The organism is Anaerococcus hydrogenalis DSM 7454 (assembly GCF_000173355.1).
Lineage (GTDB): Bacteria > Bacillota > Clostridia > Tissierellales > Peptoniphilaceae > Anaerococcus > Anaerococcus hydrogenalis.
This window is the reverse complement of record NZ_ABXA01000019.1, coordinates 162719-174873: the sequence shown is the minus strand read 5'-3', so window position 1 is coordinate 174873 and position 12155 is coordinate 162719. Positions and strand designations below refer to the sequence as shown.

The 12155-nt window shown below is 26.2% G+C and carries 16 protein-coding genes; all 16 read left to right on the top strand.

Annotated features, from left to right (window positions below; all coding sequences use genetic code 11):
• The first annotated feature begins 1 nt into the window (after position 1).
• The 16 genes from ANHYDRO_RS03475 to rdgB all read left to right on the top strand — a co-directional run bounded on the left by ANHYDRO_RS03475 (position 2) and on the right by rdgB (position 12154).
• Positions 2-748, top strand: a complete 747-nt coding sequence (locus ANHYDRO_RS03475; RefSeq protein ID WP_004813506.1) for a peptidylprolyl isomerase — start codon at positions 2-4, stop codon at positions 746-748.
• Positions 749-759: 11 nt separating this feature from the next.
• Positions 760-1845: a zinc-binding metallopeptidase family protein gene (locus tag ANHYDRO_RS03470; protein WP_004813504.1), complete on the top strand. Its 1086-nt coding sequence runs from the start codon at positions 760-762 to the stop codon at positions 1843-1845.
• Between the two features lie 185 nt (positions 1846-2030).
• Complete coding sequence (locus ANHYDRO_RS11140; protein ID WP_004813503.1) at positions 2031-2159, top strand: hypothetical protein; 129 nt, start codon at positions 2031-2033, stop codon at positions 2157-2159.
• Between the two features lie 2 nt (positions 2160-2161).
• On the top strand, positions 2162-2518 hold the full coding sequence (locus ANHYDRO_RS03465) for a DUF1292 domain-containing protein (RefSeq protein ID WP_039913912.1): 357 nt from the start codon (positions 2162-2164) through the stop codon (positions 2516-2518).
• Entirely contained in the window at positions 2511-3467 is a 957-nt protein-coding gene (gene mnmL, locus ANHYDRO_RS03460; RefSeq protein WP_004813498.1) for a tRNA modification radical SAM protein MnmL/YtqA, read from the top strand. Before ANHYDRO_RS03465 ends, mnmL begins: the two co-directional genes overlap by 8 nt.
• Positions 3464-3892 carry an ATP-binding protein gene (locus ANHYDRO_RS03455; RefSeq protein WP_004813496.1) on the top strand — a complete coding sequence of 143 codons (429 nt, stop codon included), beginning with the start codon at positions 3464-3466 and terminating at the stop codon, positions 3890-3892. The genes mnmL and ANHYDRO_RS03455 overlap by 4 nt, the downstream gene beginning before the upstream one ends.
• A gap of 36 nt (positions 3893-3928) precedes the next feature.
• Positions 3929-4456: a DUF6648 family protein gene (locus tag ANHYDRO_RS03450; protein WP_004813494.1), complete on the top strand. Its 528-nt coding sequence runs from the start codon at positions 3929-3931 to the stop codon at positions 4454-4456.
• 15 nt (positions 4457-4471) lie between these two features.
• Positions 4472-5059, top strand: a complete 588-nt coding sequence (locus ANHYDRO_RS11135) for a pseudouridine synthase (protein ID WP_004813491.1) — start codon at positions 4472-4474, stop codon at positions 5057-5059.
• Positions 5060-5079: 20 nt separating this feature from the next.
• Positions 5080-5427: a pseudouridine synthase gene (locus ANHYDRO_RS11130; protein WP_004813489.1), complete on the top strand. Its 348-nt coding sequence runs from the start codon at positions 5080-5082 to the stop codon at positions 5425-5427.
• On the top strand, positions 5411-7039 hold the full coding sequence (locus ANHYDRO_RS03440; protein ID WP_004813487.1) for a nucleoside kinase: 1629 nt from the start codon (positions 5411-5413) through the stop codon (positions 7037-7039). Before ANHYDRO_RS11130 ends, ANHYDRO_RS03440 begins: the two co-directional genes overlap by 17 nt.
• On the top strand, positions 7032-7934 hold the full coding sequence (locus ANHYDRO_RS03435; protein WP_004813485.1) for an ROK family protein: 903 nt from the start codon (positions 7032-7034) through the stop codon (positions 7932-7934). Before ANHYDRO_RS03440 ends, ANHYDRO_RS03435 begins: the two co-directional genes overlap by 8 nt.
• Positions 7924-8619, top strand: coding sequence for a response regulator (locus ANHYDRO_RS03430; RefSeq protein ID WP_004813483.1), 696 nt, complete (start codon positions 7924-7926; stop codon positions 8617-8619). Before ANHYDRO_RS03435 ends, ANHYDRO_RS03430 begins: the two co-directional genes overlap by 11 nt.
• A 50-nt stretch (positions 8620-8669) precedes the next feature.
• Positions 8670-10055, top strand: coding sequence for a HAMP domain-containing sensor histidine kinase (locus tag ANHYDRO_RS03425; RefSeq protein ID WP_244261625.1), 1386 nt, complete (start codon positions 8670-8672; stop codon positions 10053-10055).
• Between the two features lie 20 nt (positions 10056-10075).
• A complete protein-coding gene (locus ANHYDRO_RS10430) occupies positions 10076-10489 on the top strand; it encodes a hypothetical protein (protein ID WP_004813479.1) in 414 nt (137 codons plus the stop codon).
• Between the two features lie 125 nt (positions 10490-10614).
• Complete coding sequence (locus ANHYDRO_RS10425; protein ID WP_244261624.1) at positions 10615-11514, top strand: hypothetical protein; 900 nt, start codon at positions 10615-10617, stop codon at positions 11512-11514.
• 55 nt (positions 11515-11569) lie between these two features.
• The gene (gene rdgB, locus ANHYDRO_RS03415) at positions 11570-12154 is read left to right on the top strand and encodes an RdgB/HAM1 family non-canonical purine NTP pyrophosphatase (RefSeq protein WP_004816466.1); all 585 of its coding nucleotides are present in this window, start codon (positions 11570-11572) and stop codon (positions 12152-12154) included.
• The last annotated feature ends 1 nt before the right edge of the window (position 12155 follow it).

The following is a 12155-nucleotide window of genomic DNA, read 5'->3' as shown; positions in this document are numbered from 1 at the left end:
AATGACAGAAAAACAAAATGAAATTTTAGCTGAAGTAAATGGTAAAAAAATCAGCCAGAAAGATGTAGTTAGCTTTATTACTCAAATGCAAGGCGGACAACAATTTTTAAATCCGCAAGGCATACATCAAATTGCTGATGAGCTTGTTAATCAAGAATTAATGTATATAGATGCAATTGAAAATAAACTTGATCAAGACAAAGAATTCACAGATCAGGTGAAGTTAACAAAAGAAAATATGTTAAAAAATTATGCTATGCATTTATTATTTAAAGATATTAAAGTAAGTGATGATGAATTAAAAGAATATTATGATAATAATAAAGAAGTAATAAAACAACCAAAAACTTACAAGGCTAGTCATATCTTAGTTGATAGTGAAGATGAAGCTAATAAAATATTAGAAGAAATAAAAGCTGGTTTAGAATTTGAAAAAGCTGCTGATAAATATTCAACTGACAAGGCTAGCAAGGGTGGAGATTTGGGTGAATTCCCTCAAGGTGCTATGGTAAAAGAATTTGAAGAAGCTTTAGATAAATTAGATGAAGGAGAAATTTCAAATCCTGTAAAATCTCAATTTGGCTACCATATAATTAAACTAGATCACACTCATAATGCTCATTTACCAGAGTTTAATGAAATAAAAGATAGAATTCATGACACTTTATTAATGATAAAGAGACAAGAAAAATATTTGGAAAAAACTAATAAAATAAAAGAAAAGGTAGATGTAAAGAAATACTACTAAAGGAATTTTGTATGGAAAATTCGAACTATCCCAATAAATTAAAATCTATTGCAAAAGATTTAAGTGAATACATTAAGGTTATAGATGATAAAAAATCTCTTATAAAATTTGTTTTGTCAAAGGCAAAAGAAAAAAAATTAAATATTATATTAATAAATGATTGTTACTATATAAAAAATCAAGAAGCTAAAGCTGTTTTACACTTAAATATAAGTGACAAAATAAATGGGTCATCTTTTATAAATATAAAAGATGGAGAAGATTTTTCTATAGAAACAAACCTAAATATAACAGAGATAAGTGGGATTTTAAATATTATATTATTGCTTGAAGAAAAAATAAGCAATTTTGATATATTATTAACCAATAATTTTATAAATGATTATAATAGAGATTTTAGTATACTCAGATCAGTTATAAGGTCTAAAAATATTATTAATTTGAACCTAAATGAGTCAAATTGCATAGCCGAAAGTTTCGCCTCATATACACTTAGCACTGTTGAAATACCGATAGATAGGACAGAAATTTCCGAAAATAAGTTTTTAGAGGAAAATTATATTTATAGGATAAGCCTAAATGATGTAGTAGGAAATAACTATACTGCTGATATAAATAATGTTTTTAAAAACTCAACTAAGATGTTGATGACTTTTTTGAGAAAAATCAAATCAAAAGTAGACTTAGATGTTATAGAAATAAAAGGTGGGGCAAAATTTGACAGCATTCCATATATAAGCTATGTAGACATAGCGTGTAAAAAAGAATTCGAAAATGACTTGTTAGATGTTTTTAATTTATTTGTTAGTGAGTATTTGTCAACAAATTTAAGGATTGAACCAAATTTAAAATTTGAAATAGAAAAAATAAATAGTCTAAAATTTTATCCAATGACTCAAGAATCTTATGAACATATTTCGTCATTTGTGGAATTAGCTTTAAATGGAACATATTCAGTTGATAGTAATACTAAAACAGCAATATCTTCCTCAACCCTTGCTAGGTCCAGTACATCTAGTAACAAATTAAATATTGTTATGATTTTTAGATCTTTATCTGAAGAAAGCTTAAATCAGATGATAGAAAAACTAAATTAGCATCAAATATTAACGGAGGCAAATTTATAAATAGACTTGAAATTCCATCTTGGCAAAATAGCAATGATGAATTATCAAAAATATTTAAATCTACCTACGATTATTTATTTAAAAGCAATTTAGAGATAATAAAAACACAATATTCTTTAGATTGTAATTTAATTTTCTATAAATTTGATGTTAATATGGTATCAATTGGGGTAAAATATAAACAAGTAGATATAAAAAAATCTGCTTGTGATTTTAAAGATATTTTAAAAACATTTTCTTTAATAAAGGAAGTTTTATTTAGGCTAAATAAAAGTTTGGAGTAATGATGTCAAAAAAATTTGAAATTCATGGTCATGATATTGAGTTTGAAAAAAACGAAGGAAAAGCAATAATTGAATTGCAACTTGGTGAAAATCCTAGTGAATGTTATCTAATAGATATATTTTCTGTTGATGGCATAGATTATATAGCATTAGTTGATTCTGAAAATAGTGAGTTAATAATACTCTTATATGAATTAGATGATGAAGAGACAGGAGAAATTAGGTTGAATTCATTGGAAGATGAAGAACAATTAGACCAAATATATCATCTATTTTCACATTATTGGGACTATGACACGATAGATAAAATTGTAAATGAATACGAATATGATTTAGAAAATAGGGATATTGATGAATAAGGATTTACCCTATTTTCCTATATCAGAATATTATAAAACTAAATATGGACAAAAAGTATATAAATTACCTGTAAAATTATCCTTGACTTGTCCAAATAGAGATGGAGAAAAAAGCAATCTAGGATGTATTTTTTGCTCAGAAAGTGGTGGAAGTTTTGAAAATCTTCCATCATCCATGACAGTGGACAAGCAATTAGAAACTAATAAAAATTATATAGGTAATAGATATAAAGCAAAAAAGTTTATAGCTTATTTTCAAAACTTTTCAAACACATATATGGAATATGATAAATTTGTAGAAGTTATAGAAGCTTGCGATAAAGAATATATATCAGCTATTTCAATATCAACTAGAAGTGATTGTATAACTTACAGAAAATTAGAATTTTTGAAAAAAATTTCTGAAAAAACTGGCAAGGATATAATTATTGAACTAGGCTTACAGACAGCTAATTATAAAACATTAAAAATTCTTAATAGATGTGAAGACTTGGCTGATTTCATTAAAGCTTGTAATATGATTAATGACTATGGATTTAGAATATGTACCCATGTAATCCTATCTTTACCTTGGGATGATAATCAAGATATTGTTGAAACTGCTAGAATTATTAATGTTCTTAAAGTGAGAGAAGTTAAAATTCATTCATTATTTATTATTAAAAACACACAACTTGAAAAAATGTATAAAAATAATGAATTTGTGATGCCTTCGAAAGAAGATTATCAAAAAAATGTTATTTTATTTCTAAGACATATTAACAAGGACATAGCAATTCAAAGATTAGTTGGTAGAGCTCCAAAAGAAGATACAGTTTTTTGCAACTGGGATACATCTTGGTGGTTGATTAGAGATGAAATAATAAAGTATATGAATGAGAATAATATTCTCCAAGGTGATCTTAGTATCCAAAGAGAATATAAAAAATTAAAGGGAGAGATGAAATGATTTATTTAGTATTAGGACCTTCAGGAAGTGGAAAAACAAAATGGTTAATTGACCAAGCTAATGATGAAAAAGGAAAGGGAAATGCAAATATCGTATTTGTAGATAGTGATAATGAACAAATTTATTCATTAGACCACTCTGTAAGATTGATAGATGCATCAGATTTCTTTATCGATTCAGTTGAGTCATTTAGAGGATTCATAGCTGGAATATTAGCAAGAGATTATGATATTGGAAAAATATATATCGATGGTATTTATGATATAGTTGATATAAATAGTGAAAATATTGAGAAACTTTCAGATAGCTTAACTAAACTTTCTAATGAATGTAAAGTCGATATCTATCTTGGCCTAGACTGTAAGGCAAGCGATATACCTGAATCACTTGATGCAGAAATTCACGAAACAAAATTATTAGATTAAAATAAAGCCGTCTCACAGAGACGGTTTTTTGATATTATGTTAGATGATATAAAAAAATTAGAAACTTTCAATAAATGGAGAAAGGAAAGTATTGATTTATTAACTGAGAAAAAAATCTGTAAAAATGAATTTTTAGAAATAAATTATGAGTATTTGGTGAAACTTGATCTAAAGCCATTTTCAAATATTTCTACAGTCCTAGAAGCTGTTTATAATTACCAATATTATAACATTATGGCAAAAAGATCTAACCAAATAGCCTTGAATTTAATATATAAAAAGAAAAAAAAGTATCAACAAGAAATAAATAATAGAGAAAATTATTATTACTTAAAAGATATAGCCACAGAAAAATTATTAGAATTAATAGATTATAAAGATATAGAAGCTTATTATATAAAATTGAAATCAAAAAGATTGACAGGTGAAATTTTTGAAATATATATTAAAGATTATGATAAATTAATTCTACATTCTAAAAATAAAAATCTATTAAAAAAACTTCAGGATAAAAAATGTTTTTTTAGAAGAAGCAAAAGTTTCTATGATAGATTCTTATGTTAATAAGTCATATTAAATATGATAGAAGTTAAAATAAATGAAAATGATTCAAATCAAAGATTTGATAGATTTTTGAGGAAATATTTAAAAAATGCTCCCTTATCAATTATTCAAAAAAATATAAGAAAGAAAAATTTCAAAATTAATGATAAAAGAGCAAAAAAAGATGATTTAGTAAAAAAAGATGACATTGTAAAAATGTATATAAAAGATGAGGATTATCATAAGTGGGTTAGAAAGGATGACTTTAAAGCAAGTAATTTTAATCTTGATATAATTTATGAAGATGAGAATATTATAATTATTGATAAAAAATCTGGAGTTTTATCCCATGCTGCAAGTTCAAGTGATTATGGTAAAAATTTGGTTGATCAAATGACTTCATACTTATATAAAACAAATAAAGTAAATAGTAGAGATTTGACATTTAGACCTAGCATTGTAAATAGGCTTGATAGAAACACAGCTGGGCTTATTATTGGTGCAAAAAATGCTAAGTCCTTAAGAGCTTTAAATGAGGCTATACGACAAGGAAAAATATACAAATATTATTTGACCTTAGTAGAAGGTGAAATAAAAAAGACTTTATTGTTGATACAAATATAAGTAAATATGAAAATAAAAATATGGTAAAAGGAAATAAAGGTGGAAAAAGGATAATTACAAAGTTTTATCCTCTTGAAAGCAAGAATAATTTTACCCTACTTGAATGTGAACTAATAACTGGAAAGACTCATCAAATTAGATATTCTTTACACAAAAACTCTACGCCTATTATTGGTGATAGAAAATATAGCAAATCAAAAATAAATTATAAGAAGATAAATTTAAATAGCCAAGCCTTACTTGCTTATAAATTGGTATTTGGAAAAATAAAAGACTTAAATTATTTAGAAAATAAAAGTTTTATTTCAAAACAAGTTAAAGAAATTGAAAGGCTAAAAGAGGAAGTATTTAATGAAGGTTTTAATTAATAAGGAAATTATTAATACAGATAAAAAAATATTATGCGAATTAGTTAAGCAATTATACCCAAATGACTACAAAAAATACGTACTTTCAAATGTAAATGGAAAAATAGAAGACTTAAATTATGAACTTTCAGCAAATGATGAAATTTATCTTATAGATAAATCTAGTCATATATCAAATCTAACTTACGAATCTAGCATAGCCCTAGTTTGTATATTGGCAATCAAAAAAATTTATAATAATATTAAAGTTAATGTTGAATATTCCGTAAATAATTGCTTATATTTATCTATTGATAATTTCAAAATTTTACATAAAGATTTATCAAAAATTAAAATAGAAATGAATAATATTATAAAAAGTGATATTTCATTTCTAAGAAAATTTTATACAAAAGATGAAGCTTTAAAAATTTTTAAAAAGAGCAATCAACTAGATAAGTATAATTTATTAAATAGTGTAGATATAGATGAGTTTAGTGTTTATGAAATTTTTGGTCAATATTTTTCTTTTACAAATTTTTTATGTCCAAAATCTTCATGGATAGAAGACTTTGAGTTAATTTATTACTATCCCGGTATATTAATTAACTTCAAAAAAAATAAGGATTCCAAATTATTAGATTTTAAAGAGCAGGTTAATATACCAAAAATATATGAAAGATCAAAAAAATGGACAAATTTATTAGGTATAAATTATGCGAGTGATCTAAATGATTTGGTAAAGAATGATAAAATAGAAAGTTTAATAAATGTAAATGAGACATACTACAATAATCAATTAGGCAAATGTGCAAAAGAAATTATTAGCAATGATATGAACATTGTAATGCTTGCAGGCCCATCTTCGTCAGGAAAAACTACAACTGCTAAAAAACTTGCAATTCAACTTGCAGTTTTAGGAAAAGATGCTTTTGTAATATCTACTGATGATTATTTTGTAGATAGGAATAAAACCCCTCTTGATGAAAATGGAAATAAAGATTATGAAAGCATTGATGCTATAGACTTACATTCATTAAATGAAGATTTACTAAATCTTTTAGAAGGCAAAGAAGTGATTTTACCTTCATTTAATTTTATAAAAGGCATTAGAACTTTATCAAATAAAAAAATCACAATGAAAGAAAATACCGTTTTAATTATAGAAGGAATACATGCTCTTAACCCAAAACTTACTGACTATATACCAGAAAAGAATAAATACAAGATTTATGTTTCAGTTTTAACAGGCATTAACATAGATTCAACAAACAGGATTTCTTCTACTGAAACTAGGTTGATTAGGAGAATTGTAAGAGATAATAAATATAGGGGATATAACACTTTAGAAACTTTAAAATCTTGGGAAAAAGTAAAATATGGTGAAGAAAAGTATATATTCCCATACCAAAACAGAGCAGATTTTTATATTGACTCATCTTTAATTTATGAATATAATGCTTTAAAAAAGTATGCAATGGAATGTTTAAAACAGGTTTCACAAGATTCTACTTATTATTATATGGTAGACAGGCTGAAAAATATTTTATTGTATTTTGTTAATATGGAAGATACAAAAATGATTGATGATCATTCAATACTAAGAGAATTTATAGGAGAGGATAATGACTAAAACAATTGGATTAGATATAGGTGGTACAAAAATACAAGGTGCAGTAATTGATGAAAATGGTGAGATTTTAAAAACTTATAGACTAGAAACTTGTGCAAGAGAAGGTAAAGATAAGGTATTAGATAATATTTCTAAAATAATAGATTTCCTAAAAACAGATGAAATTGAAGCTATTGGAGTAGGTACTCCTGGTTTTATTGATTCAGAAAATGGTATAGTTACTTTTGCAGGAAATATTGATGGATGGACTGGACTTAATCTAAAAGAAGAGTTAGAAAAAAGATCATCATTACCAGTTTTTGTTGAAAATGACGCTAATATCGCTTTAGTTTGTGAAAAATGGCTTGGTTCAGGTAAAGGATTTGATGATATTGTTATGATTACCATTGGTACAGGACTTGGTGGTGCTGTTTATAACAAAAAAATGGGACTTTTATCTGGAAGTAATTTTCAAGGGGCAGAATTAGGACATATAATTCTTCATCCAAATGGTGAATATTGTACTTGTGGACAAAGTGGTTGTGCTGAAAGTTATTGTAGTGGCACAGCTATTGTGAGACATTATGAAGAATTAACTAGAAATAGGTTAGAAGGCCAAGAAATTTTTGAACTTGCAGATAAGGATGAAAATGCTAAGAAAGTCATAGATAGGTTTACAAGTGATTTAGCTTGGTTTTTGACAAGTCTAAGAAATATATTTGACCCTCAAACTATAATAATTGGTGGTGGAGTTATTAATTCTAAAGACTTTTGGTGGAATGATGTATTAGAAAAATTTAATGAATACTGTCATTTATCAGAAAAAATACAAATTAAACCAGCTAAATTTTTAAATGATGCGGGCGTAATTGGTGCTGGAAGAATAGCGATGGAAAGGCTAGAAAATGAGCAATAAAATTTTGATTTGTGATGATGAGGATCACATAAGGCAGTTTATGAAAATCAATCTTGAATATGCAGGATTTGATATAGTTGAAGCTGGAACAGGCGAGGAAGCCTTAAAGATGGCTGATGAGGAAAAACCTTCTGTTTTCATTTTAGATATTATGCTACCAGGTATAAGTGGCTATGAGGTGTGTGATACTATTAGAAAAAAATATCCTAAAGTAGGGATAATTATGGTGTCAGCAAAAAGTCAAGATATAGATAAAATTTTGGGTCTTGAAAGAGGATGTGACGATTATATAATTAAACCATTTAATCCTCAAGAATTAATATTAAGAGTAAGGTCACTGTTAAGAAGAGTTAATTTTACAGAGGATGAAAAGAAGGAAAAAAATGATAATGTGATAGAAGATGGAATTTTCAAATTAGACCTTTATGCTAGAAACTTTTATAAAAATAATAAAGAAATTGATGTAACTCCTACTGAATTTATAATTTTAAAAAACTTTATTTTAAATAAAGGTAAGGCTATGAGTAGGATGGAAATAATGAAAGATACTTGGGGCGACAATTACAGCACTGATACAAAGATTGTAGATGTGAATATTAGAAGGATAAGAGCAAAAATTGAAGAAAATCCTGCTAAACCTGAGTATATTGAAACAGTTTGGGGCACAGGCTATAGATGGAGATAAAGAATAAAAAACTTTTAAATATAAAATTTAACAGCATTATATTTAGTATAATGAAAATCATAATGGTTTTTGTAACTGTAGTAGTTGTTGGTTTTGAAATTTTTTCATATAAATCTATTACTAATTACTATGAATCTGCCCTTGTAGGTGCTATGTTAAATCAAGCCAAATATAATCAAGTTTTATATACAAATTATTTATCTAGGTATGATTTATCAGAAATTGTAATTGGAGACAAAAATTCATTTTATAGAGACAATGTTAGCCAAGTTCAAATATTAGATAATTCTTCAAATGTCCTATTTGATTCTCAAGGATCATCTAGAATTGGAACTAAAGTTAAGACAAGCGATGTAATCAATGCTAATAAAGGTGAATATTCTTATCAAAAAATCAAAAATAAAAAAACTGGGGAAGAAGTAATTGCCTTATCATATCCATTAAGTGATAATCAAAAACAAATTGGAATATTAAGGCTTGTTTCTTCAACATCGAAAGTTAAAGAAAATGTTAATAATCAAATGATTATATTTTTATTTTTTGGATTTATAATATTATTTGTAGCTTCTGTAGTTTCCTATTACGCAGCAAAAAAATGGACTGAACCTATAAAAAAACTTACAAAAGTTGGGGAAAAATTAGCCCAGGGTGATTTTAAAGCTAAGGCGAACGAAAGTGGGAAAAATGAAATATCTGAGTTAGGTCAGACCTTAAATTATATGAGTGAAAATATAGTCAAAAGAGAAGATATGAAAAATGAATTTATTTCATCAGTTTCTCATGAGTTAAGAACTCCCTTAACATCTATTAAAGGATGGGCGATTACTTTACAATCAAAAGAAATTCAAAAAAATGAAGATATGCTGAATCAAGGTTTAACAATTATAGAAAATGAAGGAGAAAGATTATCTTTAATGGTTGAAGACCTTCTTAATTTCTCTAGATTATCTTCAACTTCCTTCCAATACGAAAAAGAAAATCTAAATATTGTAGAAATAGCAAGAGAGGTTTACCAACAATTATATCCTAGAAGTTTGAACGAAAAAATTAATTTTAATTTTAAAACTGCCTATGACAAAATAATTGTAAATTGTGATAAAAATAGACTTAAAGAAGTTTTTATTAATATTATAGATAATGCAATGAAATTTACAGATAAAGAAGGCCATATTGATGTTATGATAAGTAAAGATGAACAAAACGTAAATATAGAAATAAAAGATGATGGTGAAGGAATTAAAGAAGATGAGATTTCTTTTGTTTCTAGTAAATTTTTTAAAGGTTCCTCATCTAAAAGTCAGACTGGACTAGGCTTATCAATTTGTGAAGAGATAGTTAAAGCACATGATGGAAAACTTATTATAAAAAGTAAATATACTGAAGGTACTTCAGTCACTGTAGTAATACCGAGGGTTAGAGATCATGAACAAATTTAAAAAAATAAGCTTATTTTTTTTTGCTATTAATCCTAACTTCTTGTAGCTTTGGACGACCTGAGGATGTTACAGAATTAATTGAATCACCAAAACAAGAAAATCCAATTATCAAAGGAACATGGCAAGTTGAGGAGATAAAAAAAACAGGGAAGAATGAATTGTCAGGTATTAAACTAAAGGATAAGTTATATATTGACAATAACTTAGTAGCTTTAAATGAAGATTATGCTTTTCCACCAAAATTTTCTTCAAAGTTTGTCAATTTAAAATCTTATTTAGAAAGTAGATCTCTTGATTTTGATTTTTCATCAGATAAGTATGTAAAAATATTAACAGCAAACCAGGGTCAACTATATAACAAAGATTTTGTTATTTTAAGTAAGAAAAAAATATTTTTTATTCAAGATGACTGTGTGATAATTCTTAAAAAATAAAAAATTCAGTCGATAGGTCTATAATTAGTACTTATGCAAAAAAAGCATCAAAAGAAAGAAGCACAAGTAAAACTGGAGAAAAGGTTGAAAAAGACATAACTGTCTTAATAGGCGCTAGAGAAAGAGTGGATACAGATTCGAATAATCCAAATTATTATTATTATACCTATTGTGTAAGGCTTGAGCCCAACAAAATGGCAAGAATTGAAAAATCAGAACATATATTCTTTCCACATCAAGAGGAATTTTGGAGACTTAGGTGTAAGATGGATGCAAATAATAAAACCTATAACAAAATTGATGCCTACCCAATAAAACTTGAAAAAGAAATTAATAAAAAAGAAAATAAAGAAAAGTATACTTTAGAAAATGATGATATAAATTTAAAGATAAATTTTGTTAATGAGGACTACATTTCATTTGATTATAATTTAATCTCTGAGAAATTACCCATTACTAAATATGCAGTTGTAAAAACTGATGACTTAAAGTCAAATTCATTCATGTCAATTAATGAATTTACAGGTGATAAAAAGAGTAATGAGATTTTTAAAAAAGTTATTTATGATAAAATTAGTAGTAACTTATCATTAAGTAAAGATGGAAATATTTCTTATGATTATACAAATTTTGGTCTAGTTAGAAATTTTGGCTTATGGCAAATGCAATCATCATATCAATTAGAAAAAAATGATTCTCTTGAGCAAAAGACTTTCCCAATAGAATTAGCTTTTGATAAAAATTTATTAAATCAAAATAACAAAGATATAACAGTTGACCAAATTAAAAATATTAATGGACAAGCTAGGGATTATTTTGAGCTAGCAAATGGTCAATATGTGGCAGTACAAAGTCCAGATGAAATTTTATTTTATAGTATAAAAAATGGACTAATAGATCCTAATCCTAAATTTTCTATTAAATTAGCTAACTCAACACAGATAATAATGTTTGAACAAGGTCTAGGATCATATGCAGAAAAGTGGGAAAAAACATTTAATGATAATAACATAATCATACATTAGTTATAAAAATTGACTTTACTTCATGATTTTTGATAATATTTATAAAGAGGTTATTATGAAAATAGTATTAGCAACATCTAACAGTGATAAGGTTAGAGAAATAAAAGAAATTTTAGACAATAAAATAGAAATTTATACTCCAAAAGATTTTGATATAAATAATTTTGAAGTAGATGAAAATGGTGAAACTTTAAAGGAAAATGCTTATAAAAAAGCAAAGGCTTTATATGATTTAATAAACAAACCTACACTTGCAGATGATACGGGCTTGTTTGTAAAATCTTTAGATTTACAGCCTGGTGTCCACGCTCATAGGTATGCTAGTGAAAATCCAACTGATAAGGAAAATAGAGATAAATTATTAGATGAATTAAAAAATAAAGATGATAGGTCAGCATATTTTGAAACAACAATTTGCTATATAGATCAAGATGGTAAGGATTATTATTTTGATGGAAGAATTGATGGTGAAATAAGCGATAAAGAATATGGGGAAAAAGAGTTTGGTTATGATCAAATTTTTAAAGTAATAGAAAAAAATAAAACTTTTGGCCAAATGACTGACCAAGAAAAAAATCAATATAGCCACAGGTCTTTAGCTTTGGAAGAATTTAAAAAATTTCTAAAGAAAGAAGACTAAG

Excerpts from the sequence above, each read along its gene's own strand:
- ANHYDRO_RS11135 (WP_004813491.1), top strand. The coding sequence starts at position 4,472 with ATGATAGAAGTTAAAATAAATGAAAATGATTCAAATCAAAGATTTGAT.
- ANHYDRO_RS03450 (WP_004813494.1), top strand. The coding sequence starts at position 3,929 with ATGTTAGATGATATAAAAAAATTAGAAACTTTCAATAAATGGAGAAAG.
- rdgB (WP_004816466.1), top strand. The coding sequence starts at position 11,570 with ATGAAAATAGTATTAGCAACATCTAACAGTGATAAGGTTAGAGAAATA.
- ANHYDRO_RS11140 (WP_004813503.1), top strand. The coding sequence starts at position 2,031 with ATGGTATCAATTGGGGTAAAATATAAACAAGTAGATATAAAAAAATCT.
- ANHYDRO_RS03475 (WP_004813506.1), top strand. The coding sequence starts at position 2 with ATGACAGAAAAACAAAATGAAATTTTAGCTGAAGTAAATGGTAAAAAA.
- ANHYDRO_RS03470 (WP_004813504.1), top strand. The coding sequence starts at position 760 with ATGGAAAATTCGAACTATCCCAATAAATTAAAATCTATTGCAAAAGAT.
- mnmL (WP_004813498.1), top strand. The coding sequence starts at position 2,511 with ATGAATAAGGATTTACCCTATTTTCCTATATCAGAATATTATAAAACT.
- ANHYDRO_RS03430 (WP_004813483.1), top strand. The coding sequence starts at position 7,924 with ATGAGCAATAAAATTTTGATTTGTGATGATGAGGATCACATAAGGCAG.
- ANHYDRO_RS03425 (WP_244261625.1), top strand. The coding sequence starts at position 8,670 with ATGAAAATCATAATGGTTTTTGTAACTGTAGTAGTTGTTGGTTTTGAA.
- ANHYDRO_RS03435 (WP_004813485.1), top strand. The coding sequence starts at position 7,032 with ATGACTAAAACAATTGGATTAGATATAGGTGGTACAAAAATACAAGGT.
- ANHYDRO_RS03440 (WP_004813487.1), top strand. The coding sequence starts at position 5,411 with ATGAAGGTTTTAATTAATAAGGAAATTATTAATACAGATAAAAAAATA.
- ANHYDRO_RS03455 (WP_004813496.1), top strand. The coding sequence starts at position 3,464 with ATGATTTATTTAGTATTAGGACCTTCAGGAAGTGGAAAAACAAAATGG.
- ANHYDRO_RS03465 (WP_039913912.1), top strand. The coding sequence starts at position 2,162 with ATGTCAAAAAAATTTGAAATTCATGGTCATGATATTGAGTTTGAAAAA.
- ANHYDRO_RS11130 (WP_004813489.1), top strand. The coding sequence starts at position 5,080 with ATGGTAAAAGGAAATAAAGGTGGAAAAAGGATAATTACAAAGTTTTAT.